This window comes from Nitrospirota bacterium, from assembly GCA_040752355.1.
In the GTDB taxonomy this organism is placed as follows: domain Bacteria; phylum Nitrospirota; class Thermodesulfovibrionia; order Thermodesulfovibrionales; family Dissulfurispiraceae; genus JBFMCP01.
In genome coordinates, this window is record JBFMHE010000007.1 from 26411 (window position 1) to 48290 (window position 21880).

Sequence of the window (21880 nt, forward strand, 5' to 3'; positions counted from 1 at the left end):
AACAGTGAGGTAACAGCTCCATGACCGGGCTCGGACCGCTCGACTTCGCTGTCAGGGGATGCCGCGTCTCAAGGGGAATAGCGATAAACAGGAAGGGAGGATAGCGTACACTTGCAAAGACGACACCAGAAAGTTTTTAAAACCATATCCTTATGCCGGCCACGAATGAAACGGACCCGGTGTCGTTACCCGCGGCTCTCGCCAGAGATGCCGTCTCCCCAATCTTCCGGCTCCAGGAAACGCCGATATACGGGGCGAATTCCCGGCGGAGCTCATAGCGCAGCCGGGCGCCGAGCTCGATATCGGTTATGCCCTGGCCGGTACCGTACTTTTCGACATCCTGAGCTGCGAGGCCTACTTCGAACCGCAGCTGCAGGATAAGCCGCTGGCCGAGGAAAAGATCATATTCCGCTTCGACGGCCGCCGAAACATCCCCGTCCTCACTGACATAGGCGGTCGCCTCCACCTCGAACCAGTTGGGCGCCAGCCCCTGTACGCCAAAAGCCGCGAACGTCCGGTCCGGATCGGGCTTGAAGTCGTGCCGGATCCCGAGCTGCAGGTCCCAGAACGGGGAGATGGTGCGGCTGTAGAACAGCTCTACCTGAGCCTCATCGACTTTCTCGTCATCTATCAGCCACGTTCCCTCGCTCTTGAGCCACAGCTTGTTGTAATCCGCGCCGACCCACGCCTGCACATCCCAGAGCAGCAGCTCCTTTCCCTCCCGGGTCTGATACTCGAGGCGGTCGCCGAAAAAAACCGCGAACACTTCATTGTCGTGGACGAACTGGACCCCGAAGTTTTTCTGCGGTCCCTCCCGGGCGTCTTCGGCATATTTAGGGATGTCCGGGCCCGCTTCAGGGACAGAAGGCCCTTCGGCGGTCAGCCCTGCACCGGGCATGAGCGCGAGGAACAAAAGCACCGCTAGTGTCTTGGTCGTCATCGTGATCTCTCCCTGTCAGGCGACCCGGATGATCTGGGCCATGCCGGCTTCCATGTGGTAGAGCAGGTGGCAATGGAAGGCCCAGTCCCCCTTCTCGATCGGCGTGATCAAAACCGAAAGCACCTCGCCGGGTTTGGTCAGAACCGTGTGCTTGAACGGCAGCTTGTCCGCGCCGTTTTCGAGCTGCATCCACATGCCGTGCACGTGTATGGGGTGCTCCATCATGGTGTGATTGACCAGGAAAAGGCGGAGCCGTTCGTTGTGCCGGAAAAGGTGGGGGCCGGGGTGCTCGCTGAATTTTTTGCCATCGAAGGAGAACATGTACCGCTCCATGGTGGCGGTGATATTGATCGTCATCTCCCGGTCGACGATTTCGGAGTAGGGCTGCGGCTCGGTGGAGACGAGGTCGTCGTAGATAAGGACTCGCCAGCCGTCATCACCCAGGCCGATGCCCGGTTCGTCCAGGCGGTACCTGGGGTTCATGACCACCATGGCCACATTCGTATTGCCCTTGTCCGGCTTGAAAGGGGTGGGACCGTTAGGGCCGGGGACCCTCGGGTCATGCCGCACTTTTGCGTGCCCGCCGTGTTTCATTTTGCCGCTGCCCATGTCGGCCATGCCTCCCATGCCGATGTCCTCAAGGGTGCGCACCGGACGGGGGCGAAGCTTCGGCACCGGCGCCTCGAGGCCGGGCTCGGGCGACAGGGTGCCCCGGGTGTAGCCGCTGCGGTCGAGGGATTCAGCGAAGATGGTGAACGGGCGGTCTTCTTTCGGCCTCACCAGGACATCATAGGTTTCGGCTACGCCGATCCGGAACTCGTGCACCGGGACCGGCCGCACCGACTTGCCGTCGGCCATGACCACCTCCATGTCCATGCCGGGGATGCGAACGTCGAAAATGGTCATGGTGGAGCCATTGATGAAGCGCAGCCGGACCGTCTCGCCCGGATTGAAAAGAGCCGTCCAGTTCATGGCCGGCGAGTGGCCGTTCATCAGGTAGGTGTACGTGGAGGCAGTCACGTCCAGGAGATCGACGGGGCTCATTCGCATCCGGCCCCAGGCCATGCGCTCGGAGATCGTATTCGCCAGGCCGCGCTTGCCGACGTCCTTGAAAAAATCCCACAGCGTGCGCTGCTGGAAGTTGTAGTAGTCGCTCCTCAGATTAAGGTGGCGGAAAATCGTATCGGGACTCTCGAAGGACCAATCGGAGAGCAGTATCGTATACTCCCGGTCGTAGGCGAACGGCTCGCCGTCTTTCGGATCGATGATCAGGGGCGCATAGGTGCCGGTCTGCTCCTGAAAGGCGGAATGGCTGTGGTACCAGTAGGTGCCCGCCTGTTTGAGCCGGAACCGGTACTCATAGGTCTCGCCCGGCCTGATGCCGGCGAAGTTGACCCCCGGCACCCCGTCCATGCGGAACGGCACCAGGACCCCGTGCCAATGGATCGAGGCGTGCTCGGTATCCATCAACCCGTTCGTCACATTGAGCGTGACATAATCTCCCTCCCGCAGATGCACCAGCGGACCCGGGACCGTGCCGTTGATTGCCGTGGCCGTACCCGTGCGTCCGTCGATCTTCAGCGGCGCATAGGCGATGGTGAGGTCATAACGGTCTTTCGGCCCCGTTATCCCGGGCTCCGGGCCCGGCGGTGATGCCCAGGAAGGCAGAGGCAGCGCGAACCGTACCCCTGCCAGAAAGATTCCCGCTCCCGCCGCCTTTATGAAGTCGCGCCGGGTGATGCCGTTCAAATCGCTGTTGCGAAGTGTCGTATACCCTTCTTTCAGCATGTGATGGTTATCCGTTGAACACTTGCCTAAAGTCTAGCTTCTTCAACACAGCTCGTCAACCGGAAAGTGCAAAGACTGCGGCTACAGCGCCTGCCGTCCTCTCCATTCCGCTCATACCGGGACGCCGTTTTCATCTCGCAGCTCAAGACGGCATCGCCCTTCCTGACTTCGGCGCGGTCGGAGAGCCGAAATCCCTCTTGAGCAAGCTGAAAAAATAGATGCGCTATCTATTGCGGGGCTGACAAGATATTACGTTTCATCTTCCGTTCATAAAATCTTCACAACAGGCGTGCATACTACTACCAAGCTAGCAGAACAAGAGGCCTCGGGATGAATGACTGCTTCCGTTACAGTGATGAACCCTGGTGTTTCATTATGCCGGAGCGAAGCAGTATCGGTTCGTGTATGACCATACGGAGAAGATGAACTAAAGTACAAAAGGAGAAAAAGCGATATGAAAAGTTCGAATGGTTTGTTTATTGGAGTCGCTATGGCTCTGTTGTTGGGCGTATCGCCGGTATTGGTGCAAGAGACGCATGCCGGCAGCTGGACAATCCGTGAGCAGATTCCTGCCGAATCACAGGAAGTGGAGATCGGCGGCGCAGCTTCCCGGACCTCCGTGCCTCAGCAGGACACGTATGCTGCGGATCGGGGTATCCGCCATCAGGTTCCCGCTGAATCGCAGAATGTGGATGCGGGCGGGACCCCCTTCAGCACATCCGCGGTGAAGAGGGAAAGAGCGCATACCGGGTGGACTATCCGGCACCAGATCCCTGCTGAGTCGCAGGAAGTCGATGCAGGCGGCGCAGCCCCCTGGACATCCGTCGCCAAAGGCGGAGCAGAGAAAGAATAGCAGGCGTCCTCTCACAGCGAAGGCATGGACGGATGATAAAGGGCATCCGTCTCATGCCTTCGCTGCACGCACCACGGTGGCGCCATGCGGAGAACGGTTCGGGAAACCCCTCCTGGCGCGGGGAGTATCCAAGCCCTTTATCCCCTCTCCTCTCAATGGAACACTACCGGCGCGGTCCGCTCTCCTCTTCCCGGTACGTTCGCCTGCACGGGACCGGAGTCCTTCTCGTCGAGCGGCGCCATGGTGCCTGCGTCGCGCCGGGCGCTCCACGCTGCTTTCGTCCCCTCCCCTGAACGCAGGTCGCCCGCGATCCGGTCCCCGTTGACCTTGGCGGTGAAGCGGGCGGGGGTCTTCATTCCCTGCACCGTATCGTTGATCGTGAATCTCAGCGTATCTCCTTTGAGCTGCACGTCGCTGAGCTTCACCCTGGCGCCTCCCGATTCGAGGGTGCCGGTGACGTTCTGGAACCGCTGCGTGAGCCTGAGCGTGTACGGCTTGCCGCCTCTCTCCGCTGTCCAGGTCCAGGTGCCGCTCACGTTGGCGGGAATGACCCAGTAGTAGACGGTATGCCCTTCCACGTCGGTCTTGTGGTCGGGTTTCCAGTCGTCCATGTCGAAGTCGTGGGACACCACGCGGGTCCCGGGTTTAAGCTCCCTGAGCAGTTTGGGGCGGAGCTGCAGGTTGACCGACGAGAGCAGGTAGAGCGTCACGACGCTCGCGTCGCGCAGGTCGACGTCGAAGAGGCTCTTCTGGACAAAGCGCACTTTGTCCGTTACCCCTGCCTTGCGCGCATTATCGTTGCTCTCTTTGATGCGCTCGGGGTCGATATCGACGCCCGTGCCGCGGGTCCCGTACTTCTGGGCGGCGGTCACGACGATGCGTCCGTCGCCGCACCCGAGGTCGTACAGCACGTCGTTCCTGGTGACGCCGGCCATCGAGAGCATGGTGCGCACCACCTCATGGGGTGTCGGCACGTAGGGGACATCGAGTTGGACGCCGTCATCGCTCTCGGTGAAGGAGAGGGCGGGGACGATCTGCGGGAATCCTCCCTGCCGTTCGATGAACACGCCGCGGTCCGGGGTGATCCCCCAGAGCGCGATCATCGCGATCACGATCGACGAATACATGAAATTTCGCTTCATTCCGGTCCTCCTTTTCGGTCAGACGTTTTTTCATGACTCCGGGCCACCAGCAGGAGCGGGAGCCCGGAGACCAGGACCGCCACGCCGGCCAGTGCCCCTATCCCGGTATACGCCAGGCTCGCCCTGAGCATATACGCGCAGAAGGCGCAGAAAATAATCGGGGTGAGGGGGTACAGAGGGACGCGAAAGGGGCGCGCAAGGGCGGGGTCTTTCCGCCGCAGGACAAAGAGCGCGATCCCCACGAGGAGAAAGAAAAACCAGAAGACCGGCGCGGTATACTCGACCATGGTGGTGAACCCGCTCCGCGTACCGGTGCCCATGAGGACCAGCGCCAGCGCGATCGCGCCCTGCAGGAGCAGCGCGTTGGCAGGCGTTCCGCTCCGCTCGTGCCACTGCCCGAGGAAGCGGAAGAGCGAGAAGTCCCGGCCCAGGGCATACGCGCTGCGGGCCCCGGTGATGGTCGCCGCATTGCCGGTGCTGAGGGCCGCGACAATAACGAGAAGGCTTATGAAATGAGCGCCGCTCTCGCCCGCGAGATACCGCATGAAGTCGGCGGCAACGGTCTCGGACGCCGCCGTGCCCGCAACGCCGAGCACGCGCATGAAGATGAAGTTGATCCCGACGTAGAGCACGGTTATAATGCCGATACCGTAGAAGAGGACCCTCACCATGGTGCGCTTCGCGCCGCGAAGCTCCGAGGAGAGGTACGCCGCTTCGTTCCAGCCCCCGTACGTGAGCAGCACGAAGATCATCGCCTTCCCGAGCACGGGGCTGCTCTCCACCGGCGGAGCGCCGCGGGGCAGCGCCGCAGGGGCGGTCGCCAGCCCCAGGGCGACGACCGAGACGAGTCCTCCCATGATCGCGGCGGTCAGGACATTCTGCACCCGTTTCCCCTGCTGTATGCCCGCGACATTGAGTGCCGTCAAACCGGCGATGATCAGCGCTGCATAGACCGAGGAAGAATAGGGACCGAGCCGCGCGACCCCTGAGGCATAATCCCCGATGAGGAACGCTACTAGGGCGATCGATCCGGTCTGTATCACCATGATCCGGGCCCAGGCGAAGAGGAAGGCCGTGCTGTTGCCGAAGGCGCGGCGGAGATAGTAGTAATCGCCGCCCGCATGAGGATAGGTGGAGGTCAGCTCCGCGTAACACAGGGCGCCGATGAACGACAGCACGCCGCCGAGGAGCCATGCTGTCAGCGCCGCTCCCTCGCTCCCCGAATTCAGAGCGACGAGCGAGGGGGTCTTGAAGATCCCCGCTCCGATCACCATGCCGATGATCATCGAAACGGCATCCGTTGTGGAGAGCGTCGGCCGGGGCATCGCTGCCCTGCCTGATACGGCCTCCTTACGGGATACTGTCTTTCTGCCCATTCAGGTCACCTCCCGGCAGAGCGCCCTGTTGGAGAGAGAGAGGGGGCGGGCTGTGCAGTAAGCATCGGGGAGAGCGGCAGCGCTGCGGCGTCAGCATCGAGCCGCAGCGTGCTCACTGCAGCGCCTCAGCGATGGTTGTCCCTGTGTGGTGGCTTGCTCTGTTGCGCGGTACTGAATACGGCTGTTGAACAGGTTTCGAGCGGGGTGCTGCTGTGCTGCCCGCGGCAGCCGCTCATTCCTTCATAAAAGCGGAGAAAGGTACTCCCCCCGACTTATTTAAACCATAGCACAGAACCGGGGAGTTGTGAAGGCAGCGGGAAGGACGTCCCCGCTTCTGCTACTGCTCCCCGGGCTGTTCCGTCCCGGTATGCTTCAGCTCCTGCATCAGGAAGAAATTGAGGACGACACGGATCCCGACGATCGCGGCGAGCCGCCCGATATCCTCCCACGAAGGCGAGATGGCGGTCCTCAGGAGATCGGCACCGATCAGGAACTCGAGGCTCAGGGAGAGGGAGTAGCCGAGACGCCGCCTGCTTGCAGCCAGGGCGCGGTATCCGGCAGCGCCGGATACCGCTCTCCGCAGATAGACGATCACCGCGCCGACGATCCCCGCGAGGATGAAGAGCACCGCGATCCCCTCGGCGAGGATAGCGATGTAGTAGGCGAACGTTTTGATGATGCCATGGAAGTCCGGCACTGCCTGGAATAGGACCACCGCTCCCCTCCTGTTCCGAAGCGATCTTCTTAATGGGGATGAGGACTGAGCAGCCCGATGATGAGAGTGTGCTCCATGTCTCATTATACCGTCGGAGCCCTGAAAACATAAGGGGGATACGCGGATACGGCAGCGACAGCAGGGAGGGCTCCTCACCGCCGCGCAGAGCGGCCGGTGAACGGTATCGATAGCAGGGACAGGGGCGCCGCCTTGCAGGGCAGCGTGATCATCGCTTCGGTACCCGCTCCCTCACGGCTGGTTATGCGGATCGTGCCGTAATGCCCCTCGACGATCTTCTTTGCGAGCGACATGCCGAGGCCGGTCCCCTTGCTCTTGCGCGTGAAGAAGGGGACGAAAATATTCTCGAGCGCCTCGTCATCCATGCCGGTCCCCTCATCCTTGATAGTGATCCTCAGGGAGGCCTCTTCGTGGAGCGCGCGAACGAGGACCGCCTGCCCCTTCCCGGAAGCTTCGAGGGCGTTGGTGATGAGATTCACCAGTGCCCGCTCCAGGTAAAACCGGTCCACCTCGACGTTCACGGGATACCCGGGGAGCTCCGCGGAGAGCGTTATTCCCATCACCGCGGCCTTTTCCTTGCAGGACTGGCACGCCTTATCGACGATGGAGCGGGCGTCCTCCTCTTTGAGCTCGAACCGGATCGGCCGCGCGAAATCGAGGACATCGAAGACGATGCGCTGCATCGTCTGGGCTGCATCGAGAATCTCCCGGGCGGCAGAGAGGACGTCTCCCTTCCCGTCCCGGATGCGCCGTGCGAACCCATGGACCGTGATGAGCGGGGTCTTCAGATCGTGAACGATGGTAGTGGCGACCCGGCCGATCGTGGCGAGGTCGTGCTCCCGCTGGAGCTCTCTCCGCTGCCGCCGCTCGCGGTCGATGAGAAAGCCGGCGAGCGAGGCGAAGAGCCCGGTGAACAAGAAGTGGAGGAGCCGGTCTGCTTCGTGCAGAGGAGATCCTGTCCAGTCCGCCAGGAAGACATAGGGCAGGTAGAGCACTGCGCAGAGGATATACGCGCCGACAGCGCCTTTGAGGCCGAAGACCAGCGCTCCCAAAAGCACCGGGATATAGTAGAGCTCCCGGTAAATGTTGTGGAGCGCATGGATCTCGGGGATCGTGACGTAGTGGAGATACGTGATGGCCAGTGCGGACAGAACGATGGCGCCGGCGGCGCATGTTCTCTTCTGTCCTCCCATGATACGACCTTTCACCGCGACCCTGCAGGGATATCCCTCGCAGGGGAAATCTATTCCACGTGTGGGGGAGGGCGGCTCGCTGCCGCCGGCCCCGCTCAGGAGAGCGATACGAGCTCGATCTCGAAAGTCAACCGCTTTCCGGCAAGAGGGTGATTGGCATCGAGAACGACCGTGCCGTCGTCTATCTCCCTTATCACCACGCTCATATCCTTACCGCCCGGCTGGCTGAGACGGAGGGTCATGCCCCGTTCGAGACTGATGTCCTTCGGGAGCTGCTCTCTCCGCACGCGCACGACGAGATCGTCGCGGTGCGGTCCGTACGCCTCTTCAGCGGGGATGGTGACCGTCTTCCGCTCACCCACCTCCATCTCCCCTACCGCTTTCTCGAAGCCCGGGATGAGATCTTTCTCGCCGAAGACAAACTCGATCGGAGCGCCCCCGTGCGAAGAGTCGAACGTCGTCCCGTCATCGAGCCGCCCCGTATAGTGCACCTTCACCCTGCTGCCGCTCGGTACCCGTCCCATGCTCCTCTCCTTTTCCGCCGGCTCCCCGTCCTCTTCCCGGAGGGCCGGGGAGAGTACGCCATGCAACCGGGACCTCACATCCCCTCTGCATGGCCGTCTATACCCTATACTAGCAAAAGCCGCCCGTTAAAGAAACCATGCTCCGGCAGATACACGAACAGGAGAGGGGCCGCGGCCCCTCTCCTCCCCTATGCAATTGCCCCCGGCTTGCCGGATTTGCCGGATTTGCCGGATTTGCCGGATTCGCCGGGCTTGCCGGGCTTGCCGGGCTTGCCGGGCTTGCCAGGCTTGCCAGGCTTGCCAGGCTTGAATGAATGCAGGGGCATAAGGTATCATGAGCATTCAGACTTTCATTACGAGGAGGCTTGCTTGGGCCGTTCTGTACGCGTCAGATTCGCGCCGAGTCCGACAGGGCATCTGCACATCGGCGGCGCACGAACCGCACTGTTCAACTGGCTGTTTGCACGCCATCACCAGGGGACGTTCATTCTCAGGATCGAGGATACCGATACCACCCGCTCCACCGAAGAGTACATCGGAGCCATTATCGAGGGTATGACGTGGCTGAAGCTCGACTGGGACGAGGGACCGTTCCGCCAGACCGCGCGGTTCGACCTCTACCGGAGCTATGTAGAACGGCTGCTCGGGGAGCATAAGGCCTATTACTGCTATTGTACGCCCGAAGAGCTCGAGCAGCGGCGGCAGGAAGCGCTCGCCCAGGGGAGGACCCCGAAGTACGACGGCCGGTGCAGGCTGCTCACCGAGCCGATGCCGGGACGTGCTGCGGCGGTGCGCTTCAAGATGCCCCAGGAGGGGCAGACCGCGGTGAAGGACCTCATAAAAGGGACCATCGAGTTCGACAACAGCGTCCTCGAGGATATGATCGTTCTCCGCTCCGACGGTACGCCGACCTATAACTTCGTCGTGGTCGTCGACGATATCGATATGAAGATAACCCATGTCATCAGGGGCGACGACCATGTCAACAACACCCCCAAGCAGATCCATATCTACAAGGCGTTCGGATGGGAGGTCCCCGAGTTCGCCCATCTCCCCATGATACTCGGCTCCGACAAGGCGCGGCTCAGCAAGCGGCACGGCGCTACGTCGGTGATGGCCTACAAAGATATGGGCTACCTTCCCGACGCGCTGGTCAATTACCTCGTGCGGCTCGGCTGGTCCTACGGAGACCAGGAGGTCTTTACCCTGGAAGAGCTCGTCCGCTATTTCTCGCTCGAGAGCGTCGGGTCGTCCGCAGCGGTGTTCAATCCCGAGAAGCTCCTGTGGCTCAACAGCCAGTACATAAACAACGCAGACGCCGGGGAGCTGGCGGAGCTGGTGGTCCCTTTTCTCGTACAGGAGGGCGTCGTCACCGCGGGAGGGGAGCTCGACCGGGCGTGGCTCGCCAGGGCAGTGGCATCGCTCAAGGAGCGGTCGCGGACCCTGGTCGAGCTGGCCGGCCAGATGCGCTACTATCTTCTCGATTATGTCGATATCGATCCCAAGGCCCGGGAGAAGTTCCTGAAGCCCGAAGCGCTCTCGCTGCTCGCCGAGCTGAGCCGGATGCTCTCCGACCTCACCGACTTTACCGCTCCCGAGGTCGAGAAGGTGTTCCTCGCCCTCGCCGAAAAGCACGGCGTCAAGCTCGGGGCAATCGCCCAGCCGGTGCGGGTCGCCCTCACCGGCGGCACCGCGAGCCCCGGCATCTTCGAGGTGATCGAGATCGTCGGAAAGGATAAAGTGCTCAAGAGATTGTCACGAGCCGCTTCAGGAGGATAAAATGGCGCTGTCAAAAGAACTGCTCGATATACTCGCCTGCCCGAAATGCAAGGGCGACCTTGTTTACCGCGAAGCGGCAGCGGACGACCAGAGCGGAGCTGAAGCTGCGCTGATCTGCGATGCCTGCAAGCTCCTCTACCCGGTCAGGGAGGGCATCCCCGTAATGCTCATCGACGAAGCGGGCGCGTTATAGCGTTATAGCGTTATAGCGTTATTGCGTTATAGCGTTATTGCGTTGCAGCGTTTGTAGCGTTATTGCGTTCATCGCGCTTGTCGGGTTTATCGCGTTGCGGATGACGAGAGACCCCGCGGTTGAGGAGACGGCACGATGCTCCGTTCACAGCTCGGGCGCCGTGAACTCGACCTCTCTGTCCTGGAAGGGGCAGGGGAAACGGAGCGAGACGGCGGTGAGGCGCATGCCTTCCGTGTTCTTGTTGCCGGTCCCGTATTTGGGGTCGCCCATTACAGGATGGCCGATCATGTCGAAGTGGCGCCGGATCTGGTGGAGCCGTCCGGTAGTGATGACCACCTTCGCCTCCGTGGTATCGCTTTCAGGACGGTAGCGCACCACCTCGTACTCGGTCCTCGCCGGCTTGCCGTCGAGGGGCAGCTCGATAATCTCCTTTGTTCCCTTTTTGCCAAGGCTGCCGAGCACCTCGACACGATACCCCTTGACGATGCGGTGCTTCCGGAAGAGCTCGGAGAGTCTTGCCGCCGCCTCCCTGCTGTGCGCCAGGAGCATAACACCCGAGGCCTCGCGATCGAGGCGATGGACGAGGAAAGTATCGCGGCCGGGTCCGAAGCGCACCTCGGCCTGCCGCACGAGCGAACAGTGGTCGCCGTACATGGTGCCCTGGGACATCAGTCCCGGGGGCTTGAGCCAGATGCTGTAGTGCTGCCGGTCGCTTAATAATACACCCTGCGGCGGTGCTGCCGAAAGGACTTTATCGTCGTAGTACAGCTCCAGGTAGTCGCCGGGAGCGAGCGCCGCGGTCGCGCGCCGAATCCGCTTCAGCCCGCTCTTCTTCTTCCGCACCCAGACGGCCCCCTTGTTCATCGCCTCTTTGACCTTCGTCTTCGAGAGGCCCGAGCGGGCGGCGAGGAAGTCGCTGACCGTCTCGTTCGTTGCGGTCGTGACCGTCGTCTTCACGACAAACTTGTCTTTCGATTGTATGCGCATACTGTTATTGTACCATTCTCTTGCCCGGTCCATGCCCGCTGCACGTTCTTGACAATTTCCCCTGTTCCCTTATCCTTGAGATAAGATACCGGGAGATGACGCCACGCTATCCCTGCGTTCTGTTCCGATCTTCACCACGGTTGCCCGCGTTCGCCTGCAGCGCCTCTCCCGTCGCGATCCGGTTCGCCGGTAACAGCACGCGCAAGGAGGAACGCCCATGACCGAAACCACGACCCGTGTGGTCAACATCAATATCGCAGCAGCGCCGGAGCTGGCCCACCTGACGATGCTCGGCAAAGAGCGGGCAGAGGCCCTTGTCAGCTACCGCAATGAGCACGGCTCGTTCAAGAGCTGGGAAGACCTGCACGCCGTCCCCGGCTTTTCGGACATCATTATCGACGATCTGAAAAACAGCGGCGCCACCCTGGGCGGCATCGCCGAAGAAGGAGAACAGATTCACGACTGACCGGGGCTCGCCCTCTCCCGTTTGTACCCGACCGCTTCATAATGCTACACTGAATACACGCCGGTGCGTCCGGCCTGATATCATCGTTACCGGGAAGGAGCTGAGGCAGCGTTATGCAGCAGAGAATGGCGACCAGGAGTGCGGCGCTCGTTGCGTTCGTTCTGCTCTGCTTCGGGTATGTCCCGGCTGCAGGGGCCGGGGAGGCTACCGAACAGGTCCGGCAGACGGTTGAACAGATCCGGAGCGTCTTCAAGGACAGGGACCTCAACAAACCGGAAAAGAAGAAACAGCGCAATGCCCGGCTCCGTACCATTGTGGAGGGGAGATTCGATTTCGAGGAGATGTCGAAACGGTCACTGGGCCTCCATTGGAGCAAGAGGACGCCGGAGGAGCAGCGCGAATTCGTCTCCCTCTACAAAGACCTGCTCGAAGATGTCTACCTGCGCAAGCTGGAGCAGCATGAGAGCAAGATAAAAGAGCATGTCGAGGATAAAGTAGTCTACCTGGACGAGCGCACCGAGGGCTCCTACGCCCTCGTCCGGACCGCCGTGGTCACCAAAGGCGGCAAGGAGGTGCGCCTCGACTACCGGCTCCTCAGGAAGAACGAGAAATGGGAAGTCTATGATGTGTATATCGAGGGGGTGAGCCTGGTAAACAACTACCGGAAACAGTTCAGCCAGATCATCCGCTCCGGCTCTTATGAAGATCTCTTGAAGCGCTTGAGGGCCAAGAGCTTCAAAGAGCCCGAGGAGAAGCCGTAACACACCCGCCCTCCGCCGCTCTTCAGTGCTCCCGGTCGAGTCCCTCTATGCACTTCCTGGTAATGGCGGTGATCGGTTCGAAGTTCCTGCTCATGCACCAGCCGATGGGTCTCTTCGTCTTTGCGTAATAGAGGGAGTAAAGCTGCATTCCCATTTTTGCGTAATCGCCTTTCTTCATCATCCGCCAGGTGCGCCGCTCCTCGAAGAGGATGCAGAGAAGACAGCAGAGGTCGGCGCCCTGCTGCAGGATCGCGGGGTCTCCCCTCTCAAATCCCTGAATATAATAATCCGTCACATAGCAGCTGCCGATCTCTCTCGAGAGGGTCTCGCTCAGGAGGTGTGCGACATACAGGCCGCAGCGGAACAGGTCTGCAGTGATGAGCTTATGCTCGATGATGAATGAGCCGATCTTCGCCTTCAGCATGCTCTCGAAATCGACGTTCATCAGGAAGACGCCGTTCACCTCGGCGCCCAGCGATTCCCTCCCGATCTCGACCACATCCTTCAGTATCCCGGTGAAGTCTCCTTCGGGCGAGATGGTCTTGCCTCTCGTGCGCCTGAACGGAACGATCTCTCCCATACCCTCTCCTCCCGGCAGCCTCTGCGCCGCCCGGATCCGCTCCTCCGGGCATGCTGCCCGCTTGCTGCACGGTGTTTCTTTCCATAGTTATCGGAAACTCGTCATGAATCTTCACGCCGGGGAAGGTATGCGCAGGTAAACGGGGATTCTTTATACGACCGATGCTTCTCCCTGCTATAATTGTAATAGAGACAGTCTTCTCCATCTCTCATTATTATGCCTTATTCCAAAGGGACAGGACGGGCATGGATACCGCAGCGGAACGGAAAGAGGCCGGCGCTCCTCGAGAAAAGCTCGAAAAGGCGACCTTTGCCGGCGGCTGTTTCTGGTGCATGGAATCCCCCTTCGATAAGCTCAAGGGCGTGGTATCCACCACCGTCGGCTATACCGGCGGTCATACGGAGGACCCCACCTATGAGGAGGTCTCGACAGGGACAACGGGGCACGCCGAGGCCATCGAGATCGTCTACGATCCCTCGCAGGTTTCCTATACCGAACTGCTCGAGGTCTTCTGGCAGCTGATCGATCCCACGGTGCGGAACCGGCAGTTTGCGGATGTCGGGAGCCAGTACCGGACCGCGATCTTCTACCATACCGAGGAACAAAAGAGATTGGCCGAGGCGTCAAAGGAGCGGCTCGAACAGTCGGCCAGATTCACCAAGCCCCTCGTCACCGAAATCGTCCCGGCATCGAAATTCTACCCTGCCGAAGAGTATCACCAGGACTATTACAAAAAGAACCCTTTCCGGTATAAACTGTACCTCTCGGGGTCGGGGAGAGAGGACTTCCTGAAGATGCTGTGGGGAAAGGGGCCGAAGAAATAGGGAGAGGGTAATTATGCGACCACTGCAGATCTGTTTCGCGCTGTTCCTCAGCGCCGCGTTTTTTTCCGCAGCAGACGCCGTTCCCGTGGGGAGGACGCTCGAATGGAAGGCGGGGGGCAGTATCGTCCACTTCGACGGCACGCTCCACGCTGCGAGGGGATACGGCTGCTCCGATTGCCATCCCTCGCCGTTCCTGATGAAAAAGACATCGGCCAGGATGAAGATGGCGGAGATCAACGCCGGGGAGCACTGCGGCGCCTGCCACGATGACGGAGAGGCCTTTCCTGCGAAGAGACCCGAGAACTGCATCAGGTGCCACACCTGGGAGTAGGCCCTTTCATTGCTTGAGCGCATCCCCGCTGCACTGTTCTGCCCGCCCCGGGTCTCCTTTACTTCCTTTCCATCTTTGAACCCGGCTTCTGGCCCGCCTTCTGGAGCTTTGCCCACTCGTCTTTCAGGGTAACGGTACGGTTGAAGACCGGCCGCCCGGCAGCGGAATCGACCGGATCCACACAGAAATAGCCCAGACGCTCGAACTGGAACGTGTCGCCCGGCTTCGCTTCCTTGAGGCTCGGTTCGAGCCGCGCCGACGTGAGGACTTCGAGGGACCGGGGATTGAGGTAGTCGGTGAAGTCCTTGCCCTCTTCCGTGTCGTTCGGATTCTCTCTCGTGAAGAGGGTATCGTAGAGCCGCACTTCCGACTCGACCGCGTGGGGGGCCGAGACCCAGTGGAGCGTTGCCTTGACCTTGCGGCCGTCGGGCGCGTCGCCGCCACGGGTTGCGGGGTCGTACGTGCAGTGCAGCGCTACGACCTCGCCGTCGGCGTCCTTCTCCACGCTCCGGCAGGTGATGAAGTAGGCGTAGCGCAGCCGCACCTCGCGGCCCGGTGCGAGGCGGAAGAACTGTTTCGGCGGGTCTTCCATGAAGTCCTCTCTCTCTATGTAGAGCTCCCTCGAGAACGGCGCCTTCCGTGTCCCTGCAGCGGGGTCCTCGGGGTTATTCACCGCATCGAGATGCTCCACCTGCCCCTCGGGGTAGTTGTCGATCACCACCTTGAGCGGCCTGAGGACACCCATCACCCGGGGCGCCCGTTTATTCAGGTCCTCCCTGACGCAGAACTCGAGGAGCGCCCTATCGACGAGGCTCTCCTTCTTGCCCACGCCGATGCGCTCGCAGAAGTTCCTGATAGCCGCAGGCGTGAAGCCGCGCCGACGCATGCCCGCCAGGGTCGGCATCCGGGGATCGGTCCAGCCCTCCACATATCCCTCGTTCACGAGCTTCAGCAGCTTCCGCTTGCTCAGCACGGTATGGCTGAGATTGAGACGGGCGAACTCGATCTGCTGCGGGTGGTACACCTTCAGCTCATCGAGGAACCAGTCATAGAGCGGCCGGTGATCCTCGTACTCCATCGTGCAGAGCGAGTGCGTAACGCCCTCGTACGAGTCCGACAGGCCGTGCGCCCAGTCGTACATGGGATAGATGCACCACCGGTCGCCGGTGCGGTGGTGGTGCTCCTTCTTGATGCGGTACATGACCGGGTCGCGCATATTGATATTGCCCGAGGCCATATCGATCTTTGCCCTGAGCGTGCGGGAACCGTCCTCGAACTCCCCGTTCCGCATGCGCCCGAAGAGGTCGAGGTTCTCCTCCACCGTGCGGTTCCGGCAAGGGCTCTCCCTGCCGGGGGCGGTGAGAGTGCCGCGGTACTCCCGGATCTGCTCCGCCGTAAGGTCGCAGACGTACGCTCTGCCCGCCTTGATAAGCTGTACGGCATGGTCGTAGAGACGCTCGAAATAGTCCGACGCATAGTAGAGCCGGTCACCCCAATCGAAGCCGAGCCAATGCACGTCCTCCTGTATCGACTCGACATACTCCACCTCCTCTTTGCTCGGGTTGGTGTCGTCGAAACGGAAGTTGCAGAGGCCGCCGAATTCTGCGGCAAGGCCGAAATTGAGGCATATGGACTTGGCATGCCCGATATGCAGATAGCCGTTCGGCTCCGGGGGGAAGCGGGTCATCAGCCGCCCGCCGTATTTTCCCGTACTCGTATCCTGTTCGATAAGGGCCCGAATGAAATTCGGCGCCGGCGCAGGGCCGGGGGCAGCCTCCTGTTCCTGTATCTTTTTATCCGGTTTCGGCAGTTCCATCATTACTGTACCTCTGATCAGACTTTCTTATTGTTTTTCAAAGCAATGGTCAACGGTTTATTTTACCATATCGCCCGGTGCGGCCGGAAAAGGCCGCCCGGCGCTACCTATACTTCAGGTGGTTTATGGTACAATAGAACGTTATGGGGTTTATCGCGTTCAGCGTTATAGCGTAAAGAACGCTATAAGCGCGATAGACGCGGTGAACGCTGTACGTATAGTGCCGAAGTGGCGGAACTGGCAGACGCGCTAGGTTCAGGGTCTAGTGGTCGCAAGGCCGTGCGGGTTCGAGTCCCGCCTTCGGCACCACCTTTTTTCCCGGTACCCGCCGTCATTCCTCCGCAGCAGTAAGAACGGCACTCTCCAACTGCTCTCGCCCTGGCGGAAAGAGCATCGTTTGACACCACCCTATTTTTATGGTAAGTCTTAGGTAGAGGAACAAAGACAGCCGCCCTGCCCTGCAAAGCCCGTCGCTCCCCTGTTGCTGCGGCAGCGTAATCACCGTCCCTGCCGGTCTCGTCCGCCCGTCTCGTATTAACGGCGCACCAAAAAGGAGGTAAAAGCGTATGGGTCCCTTCATGAAAACGGTTGCATGGTACCTTGTGGTCGCGATGTTCGTCATTGGCATAGCCCCCCGGGTCGACGCCGCCTTTTCGCCGTCGCCGGCGATGCTGCACCAGATCGACAGGAATGCCGATCTCCAGAAGATCCAGGGCGTACTCGAGACCAAGATGGTACAGGAGCGGCTCGCGCAGATGGGGTACACCCCTGAGGAGATCCGGGCGCGCCTGGCGCAGCTCAGCGACCAGCAGATGCACGAGCTCGCCCTCAATCTGGATCAGCTGCAGGTGGGAGGTGATTTCTGGAGCGTTGTCGTGGTGCTCATCATCATCGCGGCAGTCGTCTGGGCAGTCCTCTACCTGACAGGGCACAAGGTCCTGGTGAAGTAGTCTTTCGCACCAGGAGAGCTGTCCCGGCGCTTTACGAACGCAGAGGAGGGTCTTCTGCGGGTTTGAGGTTAAGGCCGGAGTCCGGGCTTGTGGCCTGATGTCCGAGACCTGGGGAAAGGCCAGGGACTCCCCTCCGCCTCGACCTCATGCTCCTTCGTGCGGGGAAAGAAGTTTGGTCCTCTTGATGGCGCTCATCAGGTACTCCCTGAACTTCTCGGGAAAGAGCCACCGAATGCCAAGCTTTTCCGCCCACCGTACGAGCCCCTGGTCGGCGGAGACGAGCAAGGCGTCGAGCTCCATGGCGAGGAGCAGGAGATCCACATCCTCCTTGCTGTCGATAATACCCTCGCGGAGCGCCTCGCGGTATTTCTTGCGCAGGTCCTGGATGATCTCGTCGGGCTTCTTGTGCTCCGCGGCTCTGACCGCCTTTTCGGCGAGGCGCAGCCCCTTGTTGACCCGGTCCCGCATATCCTCGATCAGCTCGTACAGGAGAAACCCGGGACAGGTGAGCTCATGCTTCTTGGGCGGCTTCTGGTGGAGCACGACGAGCAGGTCGCCGGATATCCTGTCCCGCTCGACAAAATGCATGAGCTCCTCGAAGATCGAGGGCGGCATATAGAAGTCGAGGATGTGGATCTGGGCGGCAAGGAAGAGAAAGGTCTCGAGCGCCTCTGTCGGCGTCCTTCCCAGGGTCGTCCTCGCATCGGGATTCACGAAGAGGCTCGTGTCCAGGACCACCTTTAACGGGGTGCGCGCCGACGCCCGCCGGCGGGTCGATGCCGAAGACTTCTTCCTGCTCTTTCCCTCTCCCGCGCTTCCGCCCTGCTGCTCCTCAGTGTTGCTGTTATGCCTTGCAGGTGCCATAGAAATCGAGACGATAGGTATTCCATTCCTTGCAGCCCGGGCAGCGTCCCGACCAATCCGCGGCCTTGAGCCCGCAGTTCGTGCAGCAGTAGGGAATGATGAGTGATTGGCGGATGCCGCAGGCCCTCCTGAGCTCCTCCACTGCCTGGGCGGTCTGCTTTCTCTTCAGGTAGAGCTCTCCCCTGAGGCTGTAGAACTCGGGAATGGAGAAGGCGCTGGCATCGATGGTGTTGAGCATCTCGAGGGCGTCATCGACCATCTCGAGACGGTAGTAGAGCTTCCCCAGGAGGAACTTAAGCCGGTTATCCTGGGGACTCCTCGCCATGGCGTTCTTGTAAATGCGGATCAATCTCCCCGGCTCGCCGACACTGATCAGGAGATCCTCGAGCCGTGCGAGGAGGATGACCGAGCTGAGCTGCTCATACCCCTTTTCGAGGAAGTTGATCGCCTCCTCCGCCTCTCCCTTGGTCAGCATCACCTCGGCGAGCCCGAGATAGGCGGGGATGAACGTGCTGTCCATCTTCAGCAGCGTCCTGAAGGCCTTTTCCGCCTTTTCGAGATGGGCGTTTTCGAGGCTCGCCCGGGCGTATTCATACTTATATCCCAGGAGGCGGTGCTCCTCCTTCTGGCGTTCCTTCTCATTCTGTTCGAGCTTGATGATCGTCTTCTGGAGCGAGAGGAGACTGTCCCACTCCTCCTTCGCTTCGAGGAGCGCCCGCTTCCGGCAGAGGGCGGTCAGGTTCTCGGCATCGAGATCGAGAATTTCCTCCGTATACCTCAGGGCGTCGTCGGAGCGTTTCATCCGCTCGAAGACGGTCTCCATCGAAAGGAGCGCCTGCAGGTTGGCCGGATTGATGTCCTTCACCTTCTTGTAGTACTCCAGGGCGGTTTTGTAATCCTCGTTGCCGAAGGCGATATCGCCCATTCTCAACAGGGCCTCGACATGCTCGGGGTCCTCCTTCAGAATGCTCCCCAGGGCATCCTTCGCCTCTTCATCCTTGTTGCCGAGCACCGCGTTGAGGGCCTTGGCATAAAAAGCTTCGATCCGCTCGCCTCGCCGCTGCCGCTTCTGGGCCTGCAGGTTATCGATGATGCGTTTCGTGTCGCGGATAAAAAAGATAAAGAGGATCACCAGGGCGCCCGTGATGGTGGTAAAGACCATCAGCGCGGTCTTCGAAACTTCGTAGAGATTGCCGAAGGGAACTTTTACCACGAAGGTGCCCTTGTTCTCCATGGCGAAGAGCCCGAGCGCCAGGAGGAGGACTAAAAACAGCAGAATCGAGAACTTTCCCATCAGTGATGATACTCCTTACCCTTTAATATGGTCATTGCCCGGTACAGCTGTTCGAGGAGGATCAGCCGCACCATCTCATGCGTGAAGGTCATGCGCGAGAGGGCGATAACGGCCGTCGCCTTTTCTCTTATCTCATCGGCGACGCCGAAAGGGCCCCCGATGACGAAATCCACTGCTCCCTTCTCCTGCAACGTCTCTTGCCACCTCTCCTGAATGAAACGGGCGAACCCGGGAGAGCTGAACTCCTTGCCGCGCTCATCGAGCAGTATATACGAAGCGGTCTGCTTCACGATCCGCTCCGCCTCGGCAGCTCGCGAGCGCTCCCTGTCCTTTCCCTTCTCCTCCCGTATCTCGACAACGGAGACCCGGCAGAGCGGCTGGAGCAGCATGAGGTACCGGCTGATCCCCTCCTCGAGGCACCGCTCTCTCGTCCTGCCCACCCAGAGTATCCGTATCCTCATCATAACAAGTAGGAAGTGAGAAGCGAGAACCGAGAAGTAGGAAGTAAAAACAGGAGCCAGAATAAAGGATATCCCTTAAGCTCCCCCTTCCTCTTACTTCTTACCTCTTACTTGTCCTTTACCGTTATTCTCGGCGCATCGAGCCAGAACTTTTCGAGCTCGTAATACGCCCTCGTTTCGGCTTCGAAAACATGCACGATCACATCGCCGTAGTCCAGGAGCACCCAGTGGGCATAGTCCGTTCCCTCAACGCCCAGCGGCTTCTCTCCCTCTTTGCGCAACACCTCCTGCACGTGATCGGCTATTGCTTTGACCTGGGTAGTGCTTTCGCCGGAACAGATAATAAAGTAATCGGCGATAACGGTAAGACCTTTCAGTTCGAGGATAACGGGATCCTTTGCCTTCTTGTCGAGCGCGGCCCGGGCCGCCAGTTCCGCCTTCTCTATGCTTTCTATGAGCGTTGCTCCTTTCCTCTTTTTTGTGGATATTATAGCAGAATTAAAAAGGGGAGCGTACTCGGGGGGATGCGAAACTCTAAATCCCGACCTCGCAACCCTTTCGCAACGATCTTTGAAGGCAGGATTTCGGATTTCAGGTTCGGAATTCAGGACTTGGCCTGCCAGACCAGCCTACGAGGTCAGGATATATATCCCCGCGGCGATCAGCAGGGTCGAGGTCACGAGGAGAGCGACCTGGAGCAGCTTCAGCAGGCCCGCCGACCGTACATACTCTATCGCCATACCCCACAGCCCGTTGAAGCCGTGGTACACGGCCGCAACGAGGAAGAGCATATCGAAGGCCTTCCAGCAGGGGTTCGAGAGGCGCTGCACTACCGCCTCGTAGCCGATCTGGCCGGCGCCGCTGTAGTGCATCACGAAGAAATGGACCGCGAGGCCTGCCACGAGCAGCACCCCGGTCACCCGCTGGAGAAGCCAGCCCAGCACCCCCCTCAATGGGCGCCTCCGATAACGAAGGGAATCGCGCCAAAAACCGAAAGCAGGCCTCCGATGACGACCGCCGCCCAGAACAGCTTTTTCTGGAGCCGGGTCGGCACGCCGAGGTCGAGGAGGACGAGGCGTATCCCGTTAAAAGAGTGGGCGACCACCAGGCCGAGCAGCCCCACCTCGCTCAAACGGACCAGGGGATGCTTCATGAGTCCCATGAGCGCCTCGTACTGTACCGGGTCCTTGAGATGGCTCAGCACATAGAGGTGAACGAAAACATAGAGCGTGAGCAGGACTCCGGTCAGCCGGTGAACGATCCACGCCGACGATCCGGCAGTGAGCTTGTACCGCATCAGCCTTTTATCACCCTCGCGTTCTTGTACTTCTTTTCGATCTCGTTCTTGAGTCCGATAAAGCTGCCCTTGCCGGCCGTCCGGATCACAATGGCGCGATAGCCCTGCCTGACCCCCTCGTAGGACGTAAGGATGCTCTGGAGCTGGAAGCCGTATTTCCTGATGATATCGGCAACCTCCTTGATCGAGCCCGGCCGGTCCTCGATCAGCAGGGATACCCGGTGGCCTCCGTGGCGCACGCCGGTGATATCGATGAGCGCATGATAGATATCCCGGTCCGAAATAATGCCGGCGAGCCTGCCGCTCTCCACGACGGGCAGACAGCCGATCCTGCGGTCGTGCATGGTCATCGCCGCCTCTTCCACGGGGGTGTCCGGCGCCGTGGTGATGACGTCCGCGGTCATGATCTCCTTGATCCTGGTCTTCGCGAGGAGATAGTGGAGCTCGTAGATGTCGAGGCTCGTGGCCGAAGAAGGCGTAAACTCCTTTATATCCCTGTCGGACAGCATCCCCTTCAGCCGGTCGCCCTTCACCACCGGCAGGTGCTTTATCTTACGCTCCTTCATTATCTTCACCGCATCCGAGACACTGTCATCGGGACTTACCGTATAGACCCTCTTCGTCATCCAATCCGAGACGAACATACGCCACCTCCAAAAGGTAAAATCCTAAATCCGAATTCCTAAATCCGAAACAAAACGTTTAGCATTTCGTGCTTAGGATTGAGG

Annotated in this window: 25 protein-coding genes, 1 tRNA gene and 1 pseudogene; 9 read left to right on the top strand and 18 right to left on the bottom strand. The window is 60.3% G+C overall.

Annotation, left to right across the window (positions count from 1 at the left end; genetic code table 11):
- Positions 1-136: 136 nt before the first annotated feature.
- Together AB1805_06550 and AB1805_06555 are read right to left on the bottom strand one after the other, a co-directional pair.
- Positions 137-940 (bottom strand): copper resistance protein B, encoded by an 804-nt coding sequence (locus tag AB1805_06550; GenBank protein ID MEW5745078.1) that lies wholly within the window; start codon positions 938-940, stop codon positions 137-139.
- Positions 941-955: 15 nt separating this feature from the next.
- Positions 956-2728 carry a copper resistance system multicopper oxidase gene (locus tag AB1805_06555; protein MEW5745079.1) on the bottom strand — a complete coding sequence of 591 codons (1773 nt, stop codon included), beginning with the start codon at positions 2726-2728 and terminating at the stop codon, positions 956-958.
- 490 nt (positions 2729-3218) lie between these two features.
- Between AB1805_06555 and AB1805_06560 the strand changes: the two genes are divergently transcribed.
- Positions 3219-3581 (top strand): hypothetical protein, encoded by a 363-nt coding sequence (locus AB1805_06560; GenBank protein MEW5745080.1) that lies wholly within the window; start codon positions 3219-3221, stop codon positions 3579-3581.
- A gap of 536 nt (positions 3582-4117) precedes the next feature.
- Here AB1805_06560 and AB1805_06565 read toward each other — a convergent pair.
- The 6 genes and pseudogenes from AB1805_06565 to AB1805_06590 all read right to left on the bottom strand — a co-directional run bounded on the left by AB1805_06565 (position 4118) and on the right by AB1805_06590 (position 8875).
- Positions 4118-4570, bottom strand: a pseudogene (locus AB1805_06565) (class I SAM-dependent methyltransferase).
- 149 nt (positions 4571-4719) lie between these two features.
- Positions 4720-6099 (bottom strand): amino acid permease, encoded by a 1380-nt coding sequence (locus AB1805_06570; protein ID MEW5745081.1) that lies wholly within the window; start codon positions 6097-6099, stop codon positions 4720-4722.
- 337 nt (positions 6100-6436) lie between these two features.
- Positions 6437-6814, bottom strand: coding sequence for a DUF1622 domain-containing protein (locus tag AB1805_06575; GenBank protein MEW5745082.1), 378 nt, complete (start codon positions 6812-6814; stop codon positions 6437-6439).
- Between the two features lie 152 nt (positions 6815-6966).
- A complete protein-coding gene (locus AB1805_06580; GenBank protein ID MEW5745083.1) occupies positions 6967-8040 on the bottom strand; it encodes a HAMP domain-containing sensor histidine kinase in 1074 nt (357 codons plus the stop codon).
- Positions 8041-8120: 80 nt separating this feature from the next.
- Positions 8121-8549 carry a peptidylprolyl isomerase gene (locus AB1805_06585; protein MEW5745084.1) on the bottom strand — a complete coding sequence of 143 codons (429 nt, stop codon included), beginning with the start codon at positions 8547-8549 and terminating at the stop codon, positions 8121-8123.
- A gap of 188 nt (positions 8550-8737) precedes the next feature.
- On the bottom strand, positions 8738-8875 hold the full coding sequence (locus AB1805_06590) for a hypothetical protein (GenBank protein ID MEW5745085.1): 138 nt from the start codon (positions 8873-8875) through the stop codon (positions 8738-8740).
- A 43-nt stretch (positions 8876-8918) separates the two neighbouring features.
- On the opposite strand from AB1805_06590, the gene gltX reads away from it, so the two are divergent.
- Together gltX and AB1805_06600 are read left to right on the top strand one after the other, a co-directional pair.
- Entirely contained in the window at positions 8919-10328 is a 1410-nt protein-coding gene (gltX, locus tag AB1805_06595; GenBank protein ID MEW5745086.1) for a glutamate--tRNA ligase, read from the top strand.
- Between the two features lies 1 nt (position 10329).
- Positions 10330-10521, top strand: a complete 192-nt coding sequence (locus AB1805_06600; protein MEW5745087.1) for a Trm112 family protein — start codon at positions 10330-10332, stop codon at positions 10519-10521.
- 144 nt (positions 10522-10665) lie between these two features.
- On the opposite strand, the gene AB1805_06605 is transcribed toward AB1805_06600, so the two are convergent.
- Positions 10666-11541, bottom strand: a complete 876-nt coding sequence (locus AB1805_06605; protein ID MEW5745088.1) for an RluA family pseudouridine synthase — start codon at positions 11539-11541, stop codon at positions 10666-10668.
- A gap of 184 nt (positions 11542-11725) precedes the next feature.
- Here AB1805_06605 and AB1805_06610 point away from each other — a divergent pair, with 184 nt between their 5' ends.
- Together AB1805_06610 and AB1805_06615 are read left to right on the top strand one after the other, a co-directional pair.
- Positions 11726-11974, top strand: coding sequence for a helix-hairpin-helix domain-containing protein (locus AB1805_06610; protein MEW5745089.1), 249 nt, complete (start codon positions 11726-11728; stop codon positions 11972-11974).
- 113 nt (positions 11975-12087) lie between these two features.
- A complete protein-coding gene (locus tag AB1805_06615) occupies positions 12088-12735 on the top strand; it encodes an ABC transporter substrate-binding protein (protein MEW5745090.1) in 648 nt (215 codons plus the stop codon).
- 22 nt (positions 12736-12757) lie between these two features.
- On the opposite strand, the gene AB1805_06620 is transcribed toward AB1805_06615, so the two are convergent.
- The gene (locus AB1805_06620) at positions 12758-13315 is read right to left on the bottom strand and encodes a hypothetical protein (protein MEW5745091.1); all 558 of its coding nucleotides are present in this window, start codon (positions 13313-13315) and stop codon (positions 12758-12760) included.
- Positions 13316-13560: 245 nt separating this feature from the next.
- Between AB1805_06620 and msrA the strand changes: the two genes are divergently transcribed.
- Positions 13561-14139, top strand: a complete 579-nt coding sequence (msrA, locus tag AB1805_06625) for a peptide-methionine (S)-S-oxide reductase MsrA (protein MEW5745092.1) — start codon at positions 13561-13563, stop codon at positions 14137-14139.
- A 13-nt stretch (positions 14140-14152) separates the two neighbouring features.
- Complete coding sequence (locus AB1805_06630; protein MEW5745093.1) at positions 14153-14470, top strand: c(7)-type cytochrome triheme domain-containing protein; 318 nt, start codon at positions 14153-14155, stop codon at positions 14468-14470.
- A gap of 58 nt (positions 14471-14528) precedes the next feature.
- Here the strand turns inward: AB1805_06630 and AB1805_06635 are convergent, their stop codons facing one another.
- Positions 14529-16286 carry a glutamine--tRNA ligase/YqeY domain fusion protein gene (locus AB1805_06635; GenBank protein ID MEW5745094.1) on the bottom strand — a complete coding sequence of 586 codons (1758 nt, stop codon included), beginning with the start codon at positions 16284-16286 and terminating at the stop codon, positions 14529-14531.
- 222 nt (positions 16287-16508) lie between these two features.
- Between AB1805_06635 and AB1805_06640 the strand changes: the two genes are divergently transcribed.
- Positions 16509-16595, top strand: a tRNA-Leu gene (locus tag AB1805_06640).
- Positions 16596-16852: 257 nt separating this feature from the next.
- Positions 16853-17236, top strand: coding sequence for a PA2779 family protein (locus AB1805_06645; GenBank protein ID MEW5745095.1), 384 nt, complete (start codon positions 16853-16855; stop codon positions 17234-17236).
- Between the two features lie 144 nt (positions 17237-17380).
- Here the strand turns inward: AB1805_06645 and AB1805_06650 are convergent, their stop codons facing one another.
- The 7 genes from AB1805_06650 to AB1805_06680 all read right to left on the bottom strand — a co-directional run bounded on the left by AB1805_06650 (position 17381) and on the right by AB1805_06680 (position 21796).
- On the bottom strand, positions 17381-18100 hold the full coding sequence (locus tag AB1805_06650; protein ID MEW5745096.1) for an RNA ligase partner protein: 720 nt from the start codon (positions 18098-18100) through the stop codon (positions 17381-17383).
- Positions 18081-19394 (bottom strand): tetratricopeptide repeat protein, encoded by a 1314-nt coding sequence (locus tag AB1805_06655; GenBank protein MEW5745097.1) that lies wholly within the window; start codon positions 19392-19394, stop codon positions 18081-18083. The genes AB1805_06650 and AB1805_06655 overlap by 20 nt, the downstream gene beginning before the upstream one ends.
- On the bottom strand, positions 19394-19858 hold the full coding sequence (locus AB1805_06660) for a 23S rRNA (pseudouridine(1915)-N(3))-methyltransferase RlmH (protein ID MEW5745098.1): 465 nt from the start codon (positions 19856-19858) through the stop codon (positions 19394-19396). The genes AB1805_06655 and AB1805_06660 overlap by 1 nt, the downstream gene beginning before the upstream one ends.
- A gap of 104 nt (positions 19859-19962) precedes the next feature.
- A complete protein-coding gene (rsfS, locus tag AB1805_06665; protein ID MEW5745099.1) occupies positions 19963-20478 on the bottom strand; it encodes a ribosome silencing factor in 516 nt (171 codons plus the stop codon).
- A gap of 6 nt (positions 20479-20484) precedes the next feature.
- Positions 20485-20799, bottom strand: coding sequence for a succinate dehydrogenase, hydrophobic membrane anchor protein (gene sdhD / locus AB1805_06670; GenBank protein ID MEW5745100.1), 315 nt, complete (start codon positions 20797-20799; stop codon positions 20485-20487).
- A 5-nt stretch (positions 20800-20804) separates the two neighbouring features.
- Complete coding sequence (sdhC, locus tag AB1805_06675; protein ID MEW5745101.1) at positions 20805-21152, bottom strand: succinate dehydrogenase, cytochrome b556 subunit; 348 nt, start codon at positions 21150-21152, stop codon at positions 20805-20807.
- Entirely contained in the window at positions 21152-21796 is a 645-nt protein-coding gene (locus tag AB1805_06680; GenBank protein MEW5745102.1) for a CBS and ACT domain-containing protein, read from the bottom strand. The genes sdhC and AB1805_06680 overlap by 1 nt, the downstream gene beginning before the upstream one ends.
- Between the last annotated feature and the right edge of the window lie 84 nt (positions 21797-21880).